This is a genomic window from Pseudonocardia aurantiaca, assembly GCF_039526725.1.
In the GTDB taxonomy this organism is placed as follows: domain Bacteria; phylum Actinomycetota; class Actinomycetes; order Mycobacteriales; family Pseudonocardiaceae; genus Pseudonocardia; species Pseudonocardia aurantiaca.
Window position 1 is genome coordinate 612,655 of the sequence record NZ_BAAAJG010000008.1, and the last position, 19,778, is coordinate 632,432.

19 protein-coding genes are annotated in these 19,778 nt (G+C 73.4%); 4 read left to right on the top strand and 15 right to left on the bottom strand.

The features are described 5' to 3' along the window. Nucleotides 1-29: 29 nt before the first annotated feature. The 3 genes from polA to ABD143_RS12830 all read right to left on the bottom strand — a co-directional run bounded on the left by polA (nucleotide 30) and on the right by ABD143_RS12830 (nucleotide 4,807). Complete coding sequence (gene polA / locus ABD143_RS12820) at nucleotides 30-2,831, bottom strand: DNA polymerase I (RefSeq protein WP_343976210.1); 2,802 nt, start codon at nucleotides 2,829-2,831, stop codon at nucleotides 30-32. A gap of 118 nt (nucleotides 2,832-2,949) precedes the next feature. After that, nucleotides 2,950-4,437 carry an SPFH domain-containing protein gene (locus ABD143_RS12825; RefSeq protein ID WP_343976213.1) on the bottom strand — a complete coding sequence of 496 codons (1,488 nt, stop codon included), beginning with the start codon at nucleotides 4,435-4,437 and terminating at the stop codon, nucleotides 2,950-2,952. A gap of 28 nt (nucleotides 4,438-4,465) precedes the next feature. Then, on the bottom strand, nucleotides 4,466-4,807 hold the full coding sequence (locus ABD143_RS12830) for a hypothetical protein (protein ID WP_343976216.1): 342 nt from the start codon (nucleotides 4,805-4,807) through the stop codon (nucleotides 4,466-4,468). 49 nt (nucleotides 4,808-4,856) lie between these two features. On the opposite strand from ABD143_RS12830, the gene ABD143_RS12835 reads away from it, so the two are divergent. Further along, nucleotides 4,857-5,618, top strand: a complete 762-nt coding sequence (locus ABD143_RS12835) for a hypothetical protein (protein ID WP_343976219.1) — start codon at nucleotides 4,857-4,859, stop codon at nucleotides 5,616-5,618. A gap of 3 nt (nucleotides 5,619-5,621) precedes the next feature. On the opposite strand, the gene ABD143_RS12840 is transcribed toward ABD143_RS12835, so the two are convergent. The 3 genes from ABD143_RS12840 to ABD143_RS12850 all read right to left on the bottom strand — a co-directional run bounded on the left by ABD143_RS12840 (nucleotide 5,622) and on the right by ABD143_RS12850 (nucleotide 8,871). Continuing rightward, on the bottom strand, nucleotides 5,622-6,374 hold the full coding sequence (locus tag ABD143_RS12840; protein WP_343976222.1) for a YebC/PmpR family DNA-binding transcriptional regulator: 753 nt from the start codon (nucleotides 6,372-6,374) through the stop codon (nucleotides 5,622-5,624). Nucleotides 6,375-6,551: 177 nt separating this feature from the next. Continuing rightward, nucleotides 6,552-7,190 carry a pyridoxal 5'-phosphate synthase glutaminase subunit PdxT gene (gene pdxT, locus ABD143_RS12845; protein ID WP_343976225.1) on the bottom strand — a complete coding sequence of 213 codons (639 nt, stop codon included), beginning with the start codon at nucleotides 7,188-7,190 and terminating at the stop codon, nucleotides 6,552-6,554. Nucleotides 7,191-7,476: 286 nt separating this feature from the next. Then, on the bottom strand, nucleotides 7,477-8,871 hold the full coding sequence (locus tag ABD143_RS12850) for an NAD-dependent malic enzyme (protein WP_343976228.1): 1,395 nt from the start codon (nucleotides 8,869-8,871) through the stop codon (nucleotides 7,477-7,479). Nucleotides 8,872-9,120: 249 nt separating this feature from the next. Between ABD143_RS12850 and ABD143_RS12855 the strand changes: the two genes are divergently transcribed. Continuing rightward, nucleotides 9,121-11,268 carry an elongation factor G-like protein EF-G2 gene (locus ABD143_RS12855; RefSeq protein ID WP_379660049.1) on the top strand — a complete coding sequence of 716 codons (2,148 nt, stop codon included), beginning with the start codon at nucleotides 9,121-9,123 and terminating at the stop codon, nucleotides 11,266-11,268. Here ABD143_RS12855 and ABD143_RS12860 read toward each other — a convergent pair. The 3 genes from ABD143_RS12860 to ABD143_RS12870 form a co-directional block, all read right to left on the bottom strand. Then, nucleotides 11,235-12,626: an SDR family oxidoreductase gene (locus ABD143_RS12860; protein WP_343976231.1), complete on the bottom strand. Its 1,392-nt coding sequence runs from the start codon at nucleotides 12,624-12,626 to the stop codon at nucleotides 11,235-11,237. The genes ABD143_RS12855 and ABD143_RS12860 overlap by 34 nt on opposite strands. A gap of 63 nt (nucleotides 12,627-12,689) precedes the next feature. Next, the gene (locus ABD143_RS12865) at nucleotides 12,690-12,998 is read right to left on the bottom strand and encodes an AzlD domain-containing protein (RefSeq protein ID WP_343976234.1); all 309 of its coding nucleotides are present in this window, start codon (nucleotides 12,996-12,998) and stop codon (nucleotides 12,690-12,692) included. Beyond that, nucleotides 12,995-13,669, bottom strand: a complete 675-nt coding sequence (locus ABD143_RS12870; protein ID WP_343976237.1) for an AzlC family ABC transporter permease — start codon at nucleotides 13,667-13,669, stop codon at nucleotides 12,995-12,997. Before ABD143_RS12870 ends, ABD143_RS12865 begins: the two co-directional genes overlap by 4 nt. Nucleotides 13,670-13,723: 54 nt before the next feature. On the opposite strand from ABD143_RS12870, the gene ABD143_RS12875 reads away from it, so the two are divergent. Then, nucleotides 13,724-14,281, top strand: coding sequence for a helix-turn-helix domain-containing protein (locus ABD143_RS12875; protein WP_343976240.1), 558 nt, complete (start codon nucleotides 13,724-13,726; stop codon nucleotides 14,279-14,281). Nucleotides 14,282-14,292: 11 nt separating this feature from the next. Here the strand turns inward: ABD143_RS12875 and pdxS are convergent, their stop codons facing one another. From pdxS to pgsA, 5 genes are all read right to left on the bottom strand, one after another. Continuing rightward, nucleotides 14,293-15,219 (bottom strand): pyridoxal 5'-phosphate synthase lyase subunit PdxS, encoded by a 927-nt coding sequence (gene pdxS / locus ABD143_RS12880; protein ID WP_379660050.1) that lies wholly within the window; start codon nucleotides 15,217-15,219, stop codon nucleotides 14,293-14,295. 106 nt (nucleotides 15,220-15,325) lie between these two features. Then, entirely contained in the window at nucleotides 15,326-15,889 is a 564-nt protein-coding gene (locus ABD143_RS12885) for an NUDIX hydrolase (RefSeq protein WP_343976243.1), read from the bottom strand. Beyond that, nucleotides 15,886-17,016 (bottom strand): glycosyltransferase family 4 protein, encoded by a 1,131-nt coding sequence (locus tag ABD143_RS12890; RefSeq protein WP_343977394.1) that lies wholly within the window; start codon nucleotides 17,014-17,016, stop codon nucleotides 15,886-15,888. Before ABD143_RS12890 ends, ABD143_RS12885 begins: the two co-directional genes overlap by 4 nt. An 11-nt stretch (nucleotides 17,017-17,027) precedes the next feature. Continuing rightward, nucleotides 17,028-17,939, bottom strand: coding sequence for a phosphatidylinositol mannoside acyltransferase (locus ABD143_RS12895; RefSeq protein WP_343976246.1), 912 nt, complete (start codon nucleotides 17,937-17,939; stop codon nucleotides 17,028-17,030). Then, entirely contained in the window at nucleotides 17,936-18,595 is a 660-nt protein-coding gene (pgsA, locus tag ABD143_RS12900; protein WP_343977397.1) for a phosphatidylinositol phosphate synthase, read from the bottom strand. The genes ABD143_RS12895 and pgsA overlap by 4 nt, the downstream gene beginning before the upstream one ends. A gap of 318 nt (nucleotides 18,596-18,913) precedes the next feature. Here pgsA and ABD143_RS12905 point away from each other — a divergent pair, with 318 nt between their 5' ends. After that, a complete protein-coding gene (locus tag ABD143_RS12905) occupies nucleotides 18,914-19,195 on the top strand; it encodes a VOC family protein (protein ID WP_343976249.1) in 282 nt (93 codons plus the stop codon). 19 nt (nucleotides 19,196-19,214) lie between these two features. Here ABD143_RS12905 and ABD143_RS12910 read toward each other — a convergent pair whose 3' ends face one another. Then, entirely contained in the window at nucleotides 19,215-19,751 is a 537-nt protein-coding gene (locus tag ABD143_RS12910) for an HIT family protein (RefSeq protein ID WP_343976252.1), read from the bottom strand. Nucleotides 19,752-19,778: the final 27 nt, after the last annotated feature.

Consider the following 19,778-nt stretch of genomic DNA (forward strand, 5'->3'; position numbering starts at 1 on the left):
TCCCGGCGTGTGCGCAGGCGCGGGACGGGTCAGTGGGCGGCGTCGTCCCAGCTGCGGCCGTAGCCGACCGAGACCTCGAGGGGCACCGAGAGCTGCGCCGCCGCGCCCATCTCCCGGCGCACGAGCTCCTCGACGCGCTCCCGCTCGCCCTCGGCGACTTCCAGCACCAGCTCGTCGTGCACCTGCAGGAGCATGCGGCTGCGCAGCCCCTCCGCGGTGAGCGCCCGGTGCACGCCGAGCATCGCGACCTTGATGATGTCGGCCGCGCTGCCCTGGATGGGCGCGTTGAGCGCCATGCGCTCCGCCATCTCGCGGCGCTGCCGGTTGTCGCTGGTGAGGTCGGGCAGGTAGCGGCGGCGGCCCATGATCGTGCCCGTGTAGCCGTCCTTGCGCGCGATGTCGACGATGCTGCGCAGGTAGTCGCGCACGCCGCCGAAACCCTCGAAGTAGCCGTCCATCAGGCTGCGGGCCTCCTCGGTGGAGATCCGCAGCTGCCCCGAGAGGCCGAAGGCCGACAGCCCGTACGCCAGGCCGTAGTTCATCGCCTTGATCTTGGCGCGCTGCTCGACGGAGACGTCGGTGGGTTCGCAGCCGAACACCCGCGCGGCGGTCTCGGCGTGGAAGTCGTGGCGCGAGCGGAACGCCTCGATGAGCGCGGCGTCCTCCGACAGGTGCGCCATGATCCGCATCTCGATCTGGCTGTAGTCGGCCGTCATCAGCTCGGCGTACTCCGGGCCGACGACGAACGTCTCGCGGATGCGCCTGCCCGCTGCCGTGCGGATCGGCACGTTCTGCAGGTTGGGCTCGGTGGAGGACAGACGACCGGTGGCCGCGATCGTCTGGCTGTAGGTGGTGTGGATGCGGCCGTCGTCGGCCACCGACTTGAGCAGGCCCTCCACCGTGATCTTGAGCCGGGTGGCGTCGCGGTGCACCAGCAGGTGGTTGAGGAACTCGTGGCCGGTCTGCTCGTAGAGCGTCTGGAGCGCGTCGGCGTCGGTGGTGTAGCCGGTCTTGGTGCGCTTGGTCTTCGGCATGTTCAGCTCGTCGAACAGCACCACCTGCAGCTGCTTGGGCGAACCGAGGTTGATCTCCTTGCCGATCACCGCGTAGGCGTCCTGTGCCGCCTGCTTGACCTGCGCGGCAAACTCCGCCTCCAGCGCCGCGAGCGCCTCGCCGTCGACGGCGATGCCCGCCTGCTCCAGGTCGGCCAGCACGTACTCGAGCGGCAGCTCCAGCTCGGCGAGCAGCTCGGTGCCGCCGCGCTCGGCCAGCTCGGCGTCGAGCGCGTCGGCGAGCTCGCCGACCGCGGACGCCGCCACCATCTGCGTCTGCGCGCGGGCCGCGTCGGCCTCCTCCTCACCACCCAGCAGCGACAGCTGGCCGTCCTCGGCCTCGCCGTCGGCACGCAGCTCGCGACGCAGGTAGCGCAGCGCGAGGTCGGCCAGGTCGAAGCTGCGCTGCCCGGGCCGGGCCAGGTACGCCGCCAGCGCCGTGTCGCTCGTGAGCCCCGCGAGGGTCCAGCCGCGCCCGCGCAGCGCGTGCAGCGCGGCCTTGGCGTCGTGGGCCGCCTTCGGTATCGACGCGTCGGCGAGCCACTCGCCCAGCGCCGCCTCGTCGTCGGGGGTGAGCGTGGTGACGTCGACGTAGCCGGCCTGCGGGACGTCGGCCGTAGCACCTTCCGCACGGGCCTCGACGGTGGGCTCGCCCGCCGCGAGGCCGATGCCGGCCAGGTCGCCTGCCGCGGCGCCGCCCCGCACACCGTGGAACGCGAGCCCGACGCGGCGCCCGTCGCGCGCGTACTCGGCCAGCCATGCCCGCACCTCACCAGGTGCGATGGCGCCGCCCTGCACCTCGATGCCGCCCTCGGCCTCCGGCTCGGCGCTCTGCAGCGTGGCGAAAAGCCGCTCGCGCAGGACCCGGAACTCCAGTTCGTCGAACAGTCGGTGGACCGCGTCGCGGTCCCACGGCCGCACCTCGAGATCTGCGGGAGTGGCGTCGAGCGGGACGTCGCGGACGAGCTCGGTGAGCTGCCGGTTGAGCAGCACACCGGCGAGGTGGGCGCGGAGCGCGTCGCCCGCCTTGCCCTTGACCTCGTCGACGCGGTCGGTGAGCTCGGCGAGGGAGCCGAACTCGCGCACCCACTTGGCCGCCGTCTTCTCGCCGACGCCCGGGATGCTCGGCAGGTTGTCGCTGGGGTCGCCGCGCAGGGCCGCGAAGTCCGGGTACTGCGTCGGGCTGAGGCCGTAGCGGTTCATCACCTCGGCCGGGTCGATGCGGGCCAGATCCGAGACGCCGCGCTTGGGGTACAGCACCATGACGTCGTCGCTGACCAGCTGGAACGCGTCGCGGTCGCCCGTGGTGATGAACACCTGGAAGCCGTCGGCCTCCGCCTGGGTGGCGAGCGTGGCGATGAGGTCGTCGGCCTCGAAGCCCGGCACCCCGAACTCGGGGATGTTGAGCGCCCGCAGGACCTCCTTGATGAGGTCGACCTGGCCCCGGAAGTCGTCGGGTGTGGTGGTGCGGTTGGCCTTGTACTCGGTGTAGCGCTCCGATCGGAACGTGCTGCGGGATACGTCGAAGCACACCGCGAGGTGGGTGGGCTGCTCGTCGCGCAGCAGGTTGATCAGCATCGACGTGAAGCCGTAGACCGCGTTGGTGGTCTGGCCCGTGCCCGTGCGGAAGTTCTCCGCGGGAAGCGCGAAGAACGCGCGGTACGCGAGCGAGTGGCCGTCGAGCAGCATCAGCCGCTTGCCCGTCGACGACCCGGTCGACGACGGTGCCGGCTGCGACGGTGCGGCCGACTTCTGGGGGGCACGGGTTGCGGGGCTCATCACAGGCGAGTCTAGAACCGGACCCCGACAGTCCCGACGGCGCGGCCACCGGGCCGCCCCGCACGTCACGGTACGGTCCGCGCACCGTCCGTGATCACGTGCGAGGCGGCCGCGCGCATCAGTTCGCGGCGGCGTCGTACGAAGCCGGGGACGGCGGCACGGCCGGACGCGAGTTGGTCGAACCGTCCTTGCCCGGTGCCCCGGGGGGCTCACTCATCGCCCCGAGCAGCTGGCGGGCGAGCCCCAGCCCGGTGCCGCCCATGGCGAGCGCCTTCGTGAGGAGGTCCGCCACCCCGTCCGCGCCGTTGAGCACGACCATGTGGTCGACGTTGCCGAGCGCACCGGCACCGGCCCTGACGATCTCCGGCCAGTTCTCGGCGAGCTGCTGGGCGATGACCGCCTCCTGGTTCTGCGCCAGCGCGTCGGAGCGCGCCTGCATCGCCTCGGCGTCGGCGAGCCCCTTCGCCTTCGCCGCCTCCGCCTCGGCCAGGCCCCGGGCGCGGGCGGCATCGGCCTCCGCCTCACCGGTGGCGCGCGTTGCGGACGCCTCCGCCTCACCGCGGGCCCTCGTGGCCTCCGCCTGCGCCTGCGCCGCCGTCTTCACCCGGGTGGCGTCAGCGCCCGCGCTCAGCTCGGTCTCGCGCGCGTGCGCCTGCGCCCTGGCGATCTGGGCGTCGCGGTCGGCGTCCGCGAGCGTGCGCAGCTCGTAGGCCTTCGCGTCGGCGGGCTTGCGCACCTGCGACTGCAGCCGCTGCTCGGCCAGGTCGGCCTCGAGCTGCGCGGCCCTCGTCTCCTGCACGACGACCTCCTGCCGGGCGGTGGCGTCCGACAGCGGCCCGGCCTGCCTGGCCCGCGCCGAGGCCTGGTCCATCTCGGCCTGGTAGCCGGCCTGCTGGATGCGGCTCGCGCGGATCGCCGCCGCCTTCTTGGCCTCGGCCACCTGCTCGGCCTCGGTGGCCTCCTGGTCGCGCTGGGCCTCCGCGATGCGAGCCGCGGCGGCGATGGCGGCGGCGTGCGGCTTGCCCAGGTTGACGATGTAGCCCGACGCGTCGTCGATCTCCTGGATCTGCAGCGAGTCGATCACCAGGCCGAGCTTGCTCATCTCGTCGGCCGACGAGCGGCGCACCTCGCCGGTGAGCGCCTCGCGGTTGTGGATCATGTCCTCGATCGTGAGACCACCGCAGATGGAGCGCAGGTGGCCGGCGAAGAGCTCGTGGATCGTGTCGTTCATGGTGTTCTGCTGGTCGAGGAACCGGCGCGCCGCGTTCGCGATCGAGACGAAGTCGTCGCCGACCTTGTAGATCACCACGCCGCGCACCGCCACCGGGATGCCCTGCTTGGTGACGCAGGAGACCTGCAGGTTCGCGCCCCTCGTGTCCAGCGACAGCCTTCTCGCGGCCTGGAAGCCTGGGATGACAACCGTCCCCTTGCCGGTGACGATCTTGAAGCCGAGGCTGTCGGCCGCCTCCCCCGGGCTCGTGCGCGCCCGGAAGCCCGAGATGATCAGCGCCTCGTTCGGCTCGGCCACCCGCCACAGCCCCTTGAGCACGAGCGCCAGCACGGCGATGCCCACGATCACCGCGCCGATGATGATGATCAGTTCCATGTTTCCCCCTGTGTGCCCGGGCGGGCTCTCAGCCGCCCGTGTCCCACCGCTCCACGTAGGCGGTGCGGGGCGGCTGGAAGTCAACGATCAGCACCTGGACGCCGGGCTCGATCACCTCATCGGCCCGCTGCGGGTGGGCGTAGAACGCCTCGACCCCGCCACGCACGGCGACCATGATCTCGCCGACGAGCCCCGGCCCGATGCGCCCGCTCACTCGCCCCAGCTTGCCGATCAACCGTCCCCCCACCTCGTCGAGCGGCAGCAGCCTAGTCTGAATGCCGGCAGGCAGGAGCCGCTCGGCGTGTTCGCCCATGATCGGGCTCCCGCCGATGTGCCACGGCCGGGTGTCGATCATCCCGGGGGACGGCATCCGCACACCGCGAGGTCCACGGCCGGGCGGTGACGATAAGTTACGCCGGGTGGCGGACCTCTCGATCCGAGATCTCGCGGACAAGGTCGACGACCTGTCGCGCCTCGTCGCCCGGCAGTCCGGGGCACTCGGCCAGATCGCTGACCCGAGGAGACGCCCCGGATCGGACGTCGCGCTGCTCGTGGACCTGCATGCGCTCCGCGGCGACGCGCTGGCCGCGGCGAGCACCACCCGCTCAGGGAAAGAGCGCGGCGCGTTCGAGGCGATCGCCACCGGCCTGGAGCGGCTGCTCGCCGGACGCGGTGGAGTGCTGGTCGTGCCACGGGCGGGGCACCCGTTCAGCGCGGCGACGATGGAGGCCACCGAGGAGGTGGCGTGCTCCGACGCCTCGCTCGACCGCACGGTGGCCACGCTGCTCGCGCCGGGACTGGAGGCCGACGGGCGCACGGTCCGCCCGGCGCGCGTGGCCGTGCACCGCTACGTGGCGCAGCCCGTGGCGACCGACCCCGCGCCCGAGGACACCCCGGAACCCCAGCCCGAGGACACCCCGGAGCCCCCCGCTCCCGAGCGGAACGGCCATGGGCCCGTGACGAACGGCCGGAAGGTGAGCCGGGCCAGGCGTCCGGCCGCCGCTTCGGCGGAGCCGGAGCCCGGGCCGGGGGCCGAGCGGAAGGCCCGGCCGGCCCGGCGCGCCAAGCAGCCGAGCCCCACCCAGCCCGAACCGGAGTCCGCAGCCAGCGACCCGGAGACACGGGCCCCGGCGAAGCGGGCCGCCCGCAAGCCACCCGCCCGGAATCCCGGATCGGCCTGACGCTTAGGCGTTGACCTCTTCGAGAACCTCGTCGGAGACGTCGAAGTTGGCGTAGACGTTCTGCACGTCGTCGCTGTCCTCGAGGGCCTCGATCAGCCGGAACACCTTCTTGGCCGCCTCGGCGTCGAGCGGCACCGACATGGACGGCAGGAACGTCGGGTCGGCCGAGTCGTACTCGATGCCGGCCTCCCGGAGCGCGGTGCGCACCGGGATGAGGTCGGTTGCCTCGGAGACGACCTCGAAGCTCTCGCCGAGGTCGTTGACCTCCTCGGCGCCCGCGTCGAGCACGGCGAGCAGCACGTCGTCCTCGGTGAGGCCCTCCTTCGGGACGATCACCACACCCTTGCGGGTGAACAGGTAGGAGACCGAGCCGGGATCTGCCATCGCCCCGCCGTTGCGCGTCATCGCGGTACGCACCTCGGTCGCAGCGCGGTTGCGGTTGTCGGTGAGGCACTCGATGAGCACCGCGACGCCGTTGGGGCCGTAACCCTCGTACGTGATCGTTTGATACTCGGCACCGCCGGCGTCGGCCCCGGAGCCGCGCTTGACCGCGCGGTCGATGTTGTCGTTGGGGACCGAGCTCTTCTTGGCCTTCTGGATGGCGTCGTAGAGCGTGGGGTTGCCGTCGGGGTCACCACCGCCCGTGCGCGCGGCGACCTCGATGTTCTTGATCAGCTTCGCGAACATCTTGCCGCGACGGGCGTCGATGACGGCCTTCTTGTGCTTGGTGGTGGCCCATTTGGAGTGGCCGCTCATCAGTACCGCCGTCCTTTCCCAGCTTCGTGCAGCACCGCCCCGGACGTCCGCTGCGCACTGGGCCCGGGTGTGCTGCGGGCCACGCGGACCGGTTGCCACCGGCGCCTGCCTGATCGGGCCGATCCTACCGGCCCGGACCTCGGGAGGACCGACGGACGGTGGGGGCGACGCCGCGGCTCAGGACTCCGCGACGGCCTGCTTCACCTGCGCGCAGAACAGCGCGTGAACGCGGAGGTCTCCGGTGAGCTCGGGGTGGAAGGCCGTGGCGAGCACCGAACCCTGCCGGACAGCCACCGGGCGCCCGGCAGCCGCGCCCGCGTCGGCGCCGCTGCGGGTGTGCTGCGGGACCGTGGCGAGCACCTCGACGCCGGGGCCGACCGACTCCACCCACGGCGCCCGGATGAACACCGCGCGGACCGGGCCCTCCGGAAGCCCGGTGAACTGGAGGTCGGTCTCGAACGAGTCGACCTGGCGGCCGAAGGCGTTGCGCCGGACGACGACGTCGAGGCCGCCGAGCTGCTGCTGGTCGGGCCGCCCGTCGAGCACCTCGGCGGCCAGCAGGATCATCCCGGCGCACGAGCCGTAGGCCGGCATCCCGTCGACGATCCGCTTGCGCAGCGGGTCGAGCAGCTCGAACGTCTGCAGCAGCCGGCTCATGGTGGTGGACTCCCCGCCGGGGATCACCAGCGCGTCGACGGCGTCCAGCTCGGATGACCGACGCACGGGCACCGCGCGGACATCACCACAGGCCGTGACGGCCGCCAGATGCTCGCGGACGTCACCCTGCAGGGCCAGCACACCGATCGTCGCAACCACGCCTACCAGCGTAATCGCCGGTATCAGCGGCCGCGCAGGGCCGCCCGCACGCCGTCGGGAGCGGCATCGCAGGCCAGACCCCACACACGCCGCGCGGCGCCCAGCTTGGTGACCATCGATCGCACCAGCTGTTCCGCAGCGTCAGGCCCGGTGCGGCGCGTCGGCCTTTCGTCGATCGGGAACCGGCCATCAGCGCTTTCGACGCCGCCCTGGCTCGTACGATCGCGCCTGACCGCGAGCCCCGTGTCCCCGATCGGACCGGCTTTCGAAAACACCCCCGACGGCGTCAGACCTGCGCGGTATCCATCACCGTGCTCGCCTGCCGCACGGCTTCGGCCACCGCGGGCGCCACGGCGGCGTCGAACACACTCGGCACGATGAACGACGGGTTGGGCTCCGCCACGACGTCGGCGATGGCGGCCGCCGCGGCGAGCAGCATCGCGTCGGTGATGTCGCGGGCCTGGGCGTCGAGCAGGCCGCGGAACACGCCCGGGAACGCGAGCACATTGTTGATCTGGTTCGGGTAGTCCGACCGGCCGGTGGCCACCACGGCGGCGTGGGCGGTGGCGATCGCCGGGTCGACCTCCGGGTCGGGGTTGGCCAGCGCGAAGACGACGGCGTCGCTCGCCATCGTGCGGAGCTCCTCGGCGCCGAACAGGTTGGGGGCCGACACCCCGATGAACACGTCCGCGTCGACGAGGGCGTCGGCCAGGGAGCCGGTGACGCCGGAGGCGTTCGTGAGCCCGGCGATCGAGACGAGGTTGGCGTCCATGCCCTGGCGGCTGGGGTGCACTATGCCGTCGATGTCGACGGCCAGCACCTCGCCCGGCTTGTCCGAGGCGAGCAGGCGAATGATCGCCGAGCCCGCGGCGCCGACGCCGCAGATGACGATCTTGCAGTCCGACAGCTTCTTGCCGACCACACGCAGCGCGTTGCGCAGCGCCCCGAGCACCACCACCGCGGTGCCGTGCTGGTCGTCGTGGAAGACCGGGATGTCGAGCATCTCGCGCAGCCGTGCCTCGATCTCGAAGCACCGCGGCGCGGCGATGTCCTCGAGGTTGATGCCGCCGTAGGCCGGGGCGAGGATCTGGACCGTACGGATGATCTCCTCGGTGTCCTGGGTGTCGAGGCACACCGGCCAGGCGTCGACGCCCGCGAACCGTTTGAACAGTGCGGCCTTGCCCTCCATCACCGGCATGGCGGCGGCGGCGCCGAGGTTGCCCAGGCCGAGCACCGCGGACCCGTCGGTCACGACGGCGACGGTGTTGCGCTTGATCGTGAGGCGGCGGGCGTCGGCCGGGTTCGCGGCGATCGCCTGGCAGATGCGGGCGACGCCGGGTGTGTAGGCGCGGGAGAGGTCGTCGCGGTTGCGCAGGCTGACCTTCGACTGGACCTCGAGCTTGCCGCCCAGGTGCACCAGGAAGGTGCGGTCGGAGACCTTGCGGACCCGCACGCCGGGCAGCGCCTCCAGGGCAGCGGTGATCTCCCCCGCGTGTGCCTCGTTCAGGGCGTTGCAGCTGATGTCGACGACGAGCGTGTGGGTGTGGGCCTCGACGACGTCGAACGCCGTGACGACTCCGCCGACGTGGCCGACGGCCATCGCGAGCTCACCCGCGGCGCTCGCGGAAGCGGGCACCTCGACCCGAGCGGTGATGGCGTATCCGGGACCGGGAACTGGCACGTACGCACCTTATCCGCGTCGCGTCGAAGCGCCGTCGCCCCACCGTGGTGCAGGACGCAAACCCCCGTCGAGAACGAACCTGCGGCTATCCGGACCGCCCGTTGATCAGCGGAGCATCGTGTCGACGGATGGGTCGGGGCGTGCGGTGATTGTGTGAGGTACAGGGGGTTGTGGCCGCAGCGAGGCGGGTGTGAGATGACGCACATGTAACGTTCCGGCATCGATGTAGTGGCGCGGAGGTGGTCCCCAGTGGCCGTCAGAGCAGTCGGTAGGGCAGCAGCGACGGGCAGGGCAGACAGCGCGCAGCGCGCGGTCCCCGCCGTCTCCGATCCGTCCAGGGTGCGCAACGTCGTGCTCGTCGGGCCGTCGGGATCGGGCAAGACGACGCTGGTGGAAGCGCTGCTCGCGCACTCCGCAGCCATCCCCCGCCAGGGGACGGTCACCGACGGCACCACGGTGTGCGACCACGACCCGGCCGCCGTCCGCCAGCAGCGTTCGGTGGGCCTGTCCGTCGCGCCGCTCGTACACGACGACACCAAGATCAACCTGATCGACACGCCCGGCTACGGCGACTTCGTGGGCGAGCTGCGGGCCGGGCTCCGAGCCGCTGACGCCGCCCTGTTCGTCGTCCCCGCCAACGAGGGGCGCGAAGGAGCGATCGACTCGCCCACCCTGGCGCAATGGGAGGAGTGCGCGGCCGTCGGCATGCCGCGCGCCGTGGTGGTGGCCCGCTGCGACCACGCCCGCGCCGACCTGGAGGCCACCATCGCCGCCTGCCAGGACACGTTCGGCAGCGGTGTGGCCCCGCTCTACCTGCCCATCCGCGACGGCGAGCGGCTCACCGGGCTCTACGGGCTGCTCTCCGAGACCCCCGTGGGGCAGGCGCCGCCCGGTGCGGAGGCCGCCCGCGGCGAGCTGATCGAGGGCATCATCGAGCAGTCCGAGGACGAGACGCTCATGGAGCGCTACCTCGGCGGCGAGGACATCGAGGTCAACACCCTGATCGACGATCTGGAGACGGCCGTTGCGCGTGGCACGTTCCACCCGGTGATCCCGGTCTGCGCCACCTCCGGAGTGGGGCTGGACGCCCTGCTGGAGGTGCTCGTCGGCGGGTTCCCGTCGCCGCTGGAGCACCCTGTCCCCCGGGTCTCGGGGGTCGACGGTGCCGAGCACGCGCCACTCACCGCCGACCCGGACGGCCCGCTGGCCGCCGAGATCGTGCGCACCTCCGCGGACGCGTACGTGGGCCGGGTCTCGCTGGTGCGGGTGTTCTCCGGCACGCTGCGCCCGGAGTCAACGGTGCACGTGAGCGGGCACCACTCGGGAATCCCCGAGCAGCGCACGGTCCCGGAGGACGTGTCCCCGAACGGTGGCCACGACACCGACGAGCGGCTCGCGCACATCTACGCACCCCTCGGTGCGGCGCTGCGCGAGGTCGACGAGTGCATCGCGGGCGACATCTGCGCCCTGACGAAGCTCGGCACCGCCGAGACCGGCGACACCGTGTCGGCCGCCGAGCACCCGCTGCTGCTCTCGTGCTGGGACCTGCCCGAGCCGCTCCTGCCCGTCGCGATCGTGGCCCGCACCCGCGTGGACGAGGACGCGCTGGTCAAGACGCTCGCGAAGATCGTCGCCGCGGATCCGGCGCTGCGCCTGGAGCGCAACCAGGAGACCCACCAGACGATCCTGTGGTGCATGGGCGAGGCCCACGCCGACGTCGTCCTGTCACGGCTGCGGGCCGGCGGGGCCGAGGTCGACGCGGAGCCGGTGCGCGTGCCGCTGCGAGCCACGCTCGGCGGTCCGGCGCGGGTGACGGGGAGGCACGTCAAGCAGTCCGGCGGCCACGGCCAGTACGCCGTGTGCCACGTGGAGTTCGAGCCGCTGCCCCGCGGGGCGGGCGTCGAGTTCGTGGACAAGATCTTCGGCGGCTCGGTGCCGCACCAGTTCATCCCGAGCGTCGAGAAGGGGATCCGGGCGCAGGCCGCCCGCGGGGTCACCGAGGACCACGATCCGGTCGTCGACTTCCGCGCGACACTCGTGGACGGCAAGGCCCACAGCGTCGACTCGTCCGACGCCGCGTTCCAGACCGCGGGCGCGCTCGCGCTGCGCGAGGCCGCGGAGGCGTGCGGGGTCCGCGTCCTGGAGCCCTACGACGAGGTGACCGTGCGGGTGCCCGACGAGCACCTCGGCGCGGTGCTCGGCGACCTGTCCGGACGGCGTGGCCGGGTGCAGGGCACCGACGTCGCGGGCCAGGGCCGCACGCTCGTGCGGGCGGAGGTGCCGAGCACCGAACTGCTCCGCTACGCCGTCGACCTGCGGGCGATGACGAGCGGGGCGGCCACGTTCACGCGGCGGTTCAGCCGCTACGACCTGGCTCCGGCAGGCGTGACCCAATAGTTCCGGGCCGCGACGCCCGCGATCGTGCGGGCCGTCACCGCGAACACGAAACGGTGCGCGGGGAGCTGCCCGTACCAATAGGCCGTCCCGAGGGGGCCGTGCGGGCGGAACGTCACACGCTGGCGGTAGCGGGTGCCCTCGCCGTCGGGTTCGACACGCAGCTCGAGGCGGGCTGTGCCGGGAAGCCGCATCTCGGCGCGCAGCAGAAGCGCCTGCCCCGGCTCGACATCCTCGACGCGCCACCAGTCGAGCGCGACGCCGGGCACCAGCCGCCGCGGGCGCCCCCGCCGGGCACCCACCCCGCCCAGCAAACGGTCGATCACGCCGCGCAGCTCCCACACGCCGGGCACCGTGTACCAGCCGGTGGCGCCGCCGAGTCCGCTGACGACGTCCCAGACCGCATCGGGTGGCGCGGCGACGTGCTCGACGTGCTCGCTCACCAGGTCGCCGGGCACCGGCGTCGCGCGCTCGTCGGCGACCGCCCGGCGCACCGCCTCCGCGTACGGCGTGGGGCCGCCGGGCGGCGGGCCGGTGGGCGGGCCGGCGAGGCACACGAGGTCGTGGGCCATCGACTCGAACAGCGGGCCGACCAGGTGCCGGTCGACCGGGGCCAGCGCGGCCACGGCACGCGCGGTGAGGCGCGGCGCCGCCCCGGGGACAGGCACGGTGAGCGGGCGCGGCAGCCCGGCCGCCGCGGCATAGGAGTGCACCAGCCCGACGTAGGTCAGGACGTCCGGCCCGCCGATGTCGAACGTCCCGCTGACCTCCGGCGGGAGATCGAGGCACGCCACGAGGTGATGCAGCACGTCGTCGACGGCGATCGGCTGCACCGCGTTCCACGCCCGGTCGGGCAGCGGCAGCACCGGACCGGCCACAGCCAGGTGCCGGATCATCTCGAAGCTCGCCGAGCCGGCCCCCACGACGATCCCGGCCTGCAGCACCGCGGTCGGCACACCCGAGGCCAGCAGCAGGTCGCCGACCTCCTTCCGGGATGCCAGGTGCGGCGAGACCCGGCCGCTCTCCGGCTGCAGCCCACCCAGATAGGCGATCCGGCGCAGCCCGGCCGCCCGGGCCGCGGCGGCGACCACGGCGGCCGCGTGCCGGTCGCGGGCGGCGTAACCGGGCCCGTCCATGGAGTGGACGAGGTAGAAGGCGGCCTCGGCGCCCCGGCAGGCGCGGGCGACGGCGTCCGGGTCGGCAACGTCGCCCGGCACGGCCTCGACCCGGCCCGCCCACTCGCGCCGGGCCAGCTTCGGGGGATCCCGCACGAGGCAGCGGACGTCGTGCCCGGCGGCGAGCAGGCGAGGCACGAGCAGCGAGCCGATGTAGCCGGTGGCTCCGATCACCAGACAGCGCACGACACCGAGCCTCCCGCATCCCGCCGCCGCCCGCGCGTCACGGCACTTCTGGGAGGGTCCTGTTCAGGACGCTCCCAGCAGCCGCAACCCCGCGGTCGCACCCGCCGCCAGCACCACGACCAGCACGAACGGCACCTTCCGCCACGCCGCCAGCGCGCCGACGGCCACCCCGGCCGGGCGGGCCCAGCCCGCGAACCCGGTGCCGTCGGTCAGCGCTGCCGTGGCGACCAGGGCCACGAGCAGCGCGGTCGCGCCGAGATCGAGGTAGCGCTCGACCTTCGCGGGGACATGCAACCGGTCGCGCAGCACGATCCCGCTGAGACGCAGCAGGTACGTCCCGGCGGCCAGGGCGAGGACGGCCGGCCAGTTCATCGGCCGGACTCCTTCCCCGCAGCCAGCAGGCCGAGCAGCCCCACGATCACCGGGAGCCCCGGCGGGAGGAACGGCGTCGCCAGCAGCGCGACCGCTGCCGCCACGAGCCCGACGCGCCGCGCGTCCGTCTTGCGGAGCGACGGCAGCAGCAGCGCCAGCAGCGCGGCGGGGAACGCGGCGTCGATCCCGAACGTCTCGGGGTCGGGCACGGCCGAGCCCGCGGCCATCCCCAGGACCGTGCCCGCGTTCCAGAACGTGAAGAGCAGCACGCCACAGAGCCAGTAGGCGCTCCGGGCCCGCTGGCCGCTCCCCCGCGCCCGCGAGAAGGCGACGGCCTCGTCCGTCATGACGTGCGCGCCGAGGAGGCGCGCCGGCCAGCCGTCCCCCACCGTCCTGGCGACCGCCAGCCCGAACGGCACGTGGCGAAGGTTGAGCAGCAACCCGGCCGCCACCGCTGCCACCACACCACCGCCTGCCGCGACCACCGCAACCACGAGGAACTGCGCCCCGCCGGCGAACACCAACAGCGAGAGCGCGACGGTGAGCGCGGGCGGAACGTCCGCGGCGGCGGCCAGGGCGCCGAACGACACGCCGACCACCGCGATGGCAGCGGCGAGAGCCAGCGCGTCCCGGAGGTCGTCCCGGTTGACGGTCCGGTACAGCGAACGCATGTCCGATAGAGTGAACGCCGCCGTTGCTGTTCGTCAAGCCGAACAAGGAGACCGATGGATCGAACGGGTCCGCTGGCAACCATCGCCGCCTCGCTCCGCCGCGAGCGCGAACGACTCGGCCTCTCGCTCACCGAGCTGGCCCGCCGGGCCGGGGTCGCGAAGTCGACGCTCTCGCAGCTCGAGTCCGGGGCAGGCAACCCGAGCGTCGAGACGCTGTGGGCGCTCGCGGTGGCGCTCGACGTCCCATTCAGCAGGCTGGTCGACCCACCCGCAGCCGCCCCCGTGCACGTGATCCGCGCGGAGGACCGTGTCGTGATCCCGTCGGACACCGCCCCGTTCACCGGCACCCTGATCGCCGCCTGCCCGCCGGGCGCGCGCCGCGACCTGCACGTCATCACCGGCGAACCCGGCCCGTCCCGCGCGGCGCACGCCCACATCAACGGCACCACCGAGCACATGCTCGTGACCTCGGGCCGCTGGCGCGCCGGACCGGTCGACGCGCCCGTCGAACTCGCGCTTGGCGACTACGCCCGCTTCCCCGGCGACCGCCCGCACACCTACGAGGCCCTGGAGGCGGGATCGGCCGCGGTGCTGGTCATGGAGTACATATAGTGCGGGGCGAGTTACCAGCCGCGCGTGGCGTACCGCTGCTCGGCCGGGAGCTCGGCGACGTTGATGCCGACCATCGCCTCGCCGAGGCCGCGGGAGACCTTCGCGATGACGTCCGGGTCGTCGTGGAAGGTGGTGGCCTTCACGATGGCCTCGGCGCGCTGCGCGGGGTCGCCGGACTTGAAGATGCCGGAGCCGACGAACACACCCTCGGCGCCCAGCTGCATCATCATCGCGGCGTCGGCAGGGGTGGCGATGCCGCCCGCGGTGAACAGCACCACGGGGAGCTTGCCTGCCTTCGCGACCTCCGTGACCAGATCGACCGGCGCCCGCAGCTCCTTGGCCGCGACGAACAGCTCGGCCTCGTCGAGAGCGGCGAGCTTGCGGATCTCGGAGCGGATCGAGCGCATGTGCCGGGTGGCCTCGACGACGTTGCCGGTGCCGGCCTCGCCCTTCGAGCGGATCATCGCGGCGCCCTCGGAGATGCGGCGCAGCGCCTCGCCGAGGTTGGTGGCGCCGCACACGAACGGCACGGTGAACGTCCACTTGTCGATGTGGTGGGCCTCGTCGGCGGGGGTGAGCACCTCGGACTCGTCGACGTAGTCGACGCCGAGCGACTGCAGCACCTGCGCCTCGACGAAGTGCCCGATGCGGGCCTTCGCCATCACCGGGATCGAGACGGCCTCGATGATGCCCTGGATCATGTCCGGGTCGCTCATGCGCGCCACGCCGCCCTGGGCGCGGATGTCGGCAGGCACCCGCTCCAGCGCCATGACGGCTACGGCGCCGGCGTCCTCGGCGATCTTCGCCTGCTCGGGGGTGACGACGTCCATGATCACGCCGCCCTTGAGCATCTCCGCCATCCCGCGCTTGACGCGGGCTGTGCCCACTGCGGCGTCGTCGGTGCTGGCCGCCTGGGTGGACGACGTTTCGGGGGACAAGGCGGTACCTCTCGGTCAACGGCCAGAAGGGTGCTAAGCAACTCCGCCCGTAGCGCAGTAGGGCAGAGTTGTTCAGCGCGCTCCTCAGGAACTGTCTGATAGTACGTCAGCGCGGAGGCGCCACCGGCCGCTCGGGCAGGTGCGCCGGGGCGGCCATGGTCACACCCGCGTCGGCGTCGGCGATCTCGAAGTACGCCGGCATGGGCGCGGTGCCCGCGAGCTGCAGCCAGCGCACCAGCCGCCGCGAGCGTAGGGCGAATGTGTCGCGCACGGCGTCGTTGTGGACGCGCCTTGCGAGGATCACGAGCTGCTCGGCGTCGACCAGCTCCTCGAGCACCGCAGGCGGCAGCGCTTCCCGGCCGGCCGCGGCGAGGGCCCGGCCCAGCAGGTTCTCGGCGCTCTCCCGGTCGCCGTCCAGCGACCGGGCCGTCCGGGTGCGGGCGACGGCGGCCCGCAGCGCCTCCGCCCGAGTGGACGGCGTCCCGGCGTCCGCCGCGACGGCGAGCGCGGCCGCAGCTCGGCGGCGGAGCGCCGACTCCAGCCCGGCGGCGGCCGCGTCGGAGCGGATGTGCAGGCGGTGCAGCCGGCGGACCCGCCCGGAGCTGAGCAGCCCGACCCACACGACCGCGAGCAACCCGGCGGCGCCGAGCAGCCAGAGCAGCGCGGTCACGACGCACCCCGGGCGGTGGCGCGGCGGGGGTCGGCGGCGACGGCGGCCCGGTAGACCCGCTCGACCGCGGCGGCGACGGCGGGCCACCCGAAGTCGGCGGCACGCGCCCGGCCTGCGGCCGACAGGGCGGCGCGACGGGCGGGGTCGTCCAGCAGGGCCGCGAGCCGGTCGGCGAGCCCGGCGGAGTCACCGGTCGGGAACGGCACCCCCGCGGCCGGGTCGCCCAGGACGGCCCGGAACGCGTCGAGGTCGCTGGCCAGCACGGGCGCCCCGGCCGCCATCGCCTCGGTGAGCACCATGCCGAAACTCTCGCCCCCGAGGTTGGGGGCGCAGAACACGTCGACCGACCGCAGGGCCGCCGCCTTCGTGTCCTCGTCGACGGCGCCGAGCACGTCGAGCCGGCCTGCCACCGGCCCGGCCGCCCGCCGGAGCGCGGCCTCGTCCCCGCGGCCGACGACGAGCACCCGCAGGTCCGGCCGGATGGGCCCGAGCCTGCGCACGGCGTCGAGCAGCACCGGCATGCCCTTGCGCGGCTCGTCGAACCGGCCGAGGAACCCGACCGTCTCCGGCCGCGGGTAGCCGGGCAGCGGCTGGGCGGCGGCGAACAGGTCGACGTCGACGCCGTTGGGGATCTCCACCGCGTCGCCGCCCAGGTGTTCCACCTGCACGCGGCGGGCCAGCGGCGACACGGCTATGCGGGCGGTGACCTTTTCCATCAGCGGCCGCAGCATCCCGCCGAAGGTCACCAGCGCCCTGGACCGCTCGGTCGAGGTGTGGAAGGTCGCCACGATCGGGCCTTCGGCGGCCAGCAGCGCCAGCACAGACACGCTGATCGTGGTCGGCTCGTGCAGGTGCAGGACGTCGAAGTGCTGTGCCGCGAGCCATCGGCGCGCCCGCGCGTACGTGACCGGGCCGAACGCGACGCGCGCGACGGACCCGTTGTAGGGCACGCCGAGCGCGCGCCCGGCGGGCGTGACGAACCCGGGAACCGGGGTGGTCTCGGCGGCGGGCGCGAGCACGCTCACCGTGTGCCCGAGCCGCTCCAGCGCGCCCGCCAGCCCCACGACGTGCGCCTGCACGCCACCGGGCACGTCGAGCGAGTACGGGCAGACGATCCCCACCCGCAGCGGCCGCCGGGTCATGGCGGCCCCGGCCGGTCCGCTGTCCAGATCGGCTGCAGCGCGTGCCAGTCCGCCGGGGCAGAGGCGATGAGCCGGGCGAACGCGTCGGCCACGGCCTGCGTGGCCTTCGGCACGGAGGCCCGGTCGGCGACGGGCACCGGGTCGGCGATGGGCGCCGTCCACCCGTCGGGGGTGAAGTGCGGGTAGGCGGGCATCAGCACGGCGCCGGTGAGCGCGGCCAGCCGGGCGGGTCCCGTCGGGAACGAGGCCCGCTCCCCGAAGAAGGAGACGTCGACTCCGGTGGACGTGACGTCCCGGTCGGCGACCAGGCACACGACTCCGCCCGCCCGCAGGCGGCGGGTCAGCGCGCGGTATCCGGCCGAGCCGTCCTCAGCCGCCACGACCTCGAACCCCAGGGCCTCCCGGAATGCGACGAACCGCCGGTACAGGGAGTCGGGCCGCAGCCGCTGCACCACGGTTGTGAAGGCGGGCTCGCGGCCCATCTCGCGCAGGGTCTCGGTGACCCAGAGGCCGGCCGCGTCCCAGTTGCCACTGTGCGGCACGGCGAACACCACCCCGCGCCCGGCGGCCAGCGCCTCGAAGAACGGGCCGGTGCCGGTCATGTGCCGGTCCATGTACGCGCGGACGCGGGGGCCATCGCCGGCGCGCAGCCGGAACATCTCGCACCAGTACCGCGCGTAGCTGCGCATCCCGGCGCGGACGAGCGCGTCCAGCTCGGCCGGGACGGCGTCAGGAACGACCCGCGCGAGGTTGGCGCGCAGCCGCCGCACCCCCTGGCCGCCGCGGCGGGCGCCGAGGTCGGCCCCGAGCCCGAACGCGCCGCGGGCCAGCGGGGCAGGCAGCCCGCGCACCAGCCGCCACGCCGCCGCGTACTCGGCGTCGGCGAAGCGCTCGGCGAGCGTGCTCACGGGCTCGAGGCCGGATCGACCGGTTCAGCCGGTTCGGCCGGTTCAGCCGGTTCGGCGTCCTGAGCGCTCCGGTACACCGCGACGATCCGCTGCCCCACCGTCCAGACCGACGCCGCGGCGAGCAGCCACAGTGCCACGTCCAGCGCGTACGGCACTCCGAGCCCGTGCAGCCCGGTGCCGACGAGCGCGATGATCAGTCGCTCGGCCCGCTCGACGAGCCCGCCGTCGGCGGACAGCCCGGCCCCTTCGGCGCGGGCCTTGATGTAGGAGACGAGCTGCCCTGCCACCAGGCAGATCAGGGCGGCCACGCCGAGCGTGCGCTCCTCCCCCACCCCGAGGCACCACCACGTGAGCGCGGCGAACAGGGCACCGTCGGCCACGCGATCGCATGTGGAGTCGAGCACGGCACCGAACGGCGTGCTGTAGCCGCGGGCGCGGGCCATGGCGCCGTCGACCAGGTCGAACAGCACGAACAGCGTGATCACGACCGTACCGACGAGCAGCTCGCCGCGCGGCAGGAACCACATCGCGGCGGCGCTCGCCCCGACGGTGCCCGCAACCGTGACGACGTCGGGCGCGATGCCGTGCGTGACGAGCCAGCGGCCGATGGGCTCGGTCACGCGGTTGACGTGCACGCGGGCGAGGACGTTGAGCATGGGCTCCTGCTTGCCGACCGGCTTCCGGGCCCGCCGGGCGCCGAGTGTGGGCCCCACCCTAGTTGTCCTGCGAGCGGCGGCGCTGGCAGGGGCGACACGCGCCGCGTCCGGTACTCGGGGAACGGCGCACGGGCTACGAGGGTTCCGCGGCGATACGGATCTAGGTCAGGATCTGGCCTCGTGGGTGCATCGCATCGGGTCACCTGACGCGGAGGGCCGATACCGCTGTTGTATCGGCCCGATCGTCCAACGCCGCGAGGTGCCCGCCTGGGCGGCGCGCAGTAGGGCCGAGTTGTCCAGGGCGCTCCTTAGGCCGCCGTGTTCGGGTTCTCCCTGGACGGCAACGACGACCTGCCGGGCAGGGACTTCACGTTCCTGCGCCGCCCGGACAGCAAGGAGATCGGCGGGATCCTCGGCTCGCCCGAGGCGGCCTCGTCCGCGTGGGCAACCACGTTCGAGGTGGCCGACACCCCGGCGGTGGCCGAGCGTGCCGTGCGCGCGGGCTGCACGGCGGGCGCCGTGGAGGACAGCCCCTACGGCCGGTCCGCGACGCTGACCGACCCGTTCGGCACCGAGTTGTCGATCATCGCGCGGTACTGACTACTCGCTGGGAATCAGGTCAGTCCGCCCAGGCGTCGGCCAGCAGTGCTCGGGTCTCCGACAGCAGCTGCGGGATCACCTTCGTCTGGCCGACCACGGCGATGAAGTTGGCGTCGCCGCCCCACCGCGGCACGACGTGCTGGTGCAGGTGGTCGGCCAGGGACCCGCCTGCGGCCGTGCCGAGGTTGATCCCCACGTTGAACGCGTGCGGCGCCGCCACATTCTTCATCGTGCGCACGGCGGACTGTGTGAACGCCATCAGCTCGGCCGACTCGGCGGCGGTCAGGTCCTCCAGCTCGGCCACGTGCCGGTAGGGCAGCACCATCAGGTGCCCCGGGTTGTACGGGTGCAGGTTCAGCACCGCGTACACGACGTCACCCCGGGCGACGACCAGCCCGTCCTCGTCCGGCAGGCTCGGGATCCGGCAGAACGGGCAGCCGTCGGCCCCCGCGTCCTTGATGTAGGCCAGCCGGTGCGGCGTCCACAGCCGGCGGAAGCCGTCGGGCGTGCCGACGCCGTCGTGCGGCTCCAATGCCGGCTCGGCGGGGTCGCTCATGGCCCGATCCTAGTGATCGGGGCCTGC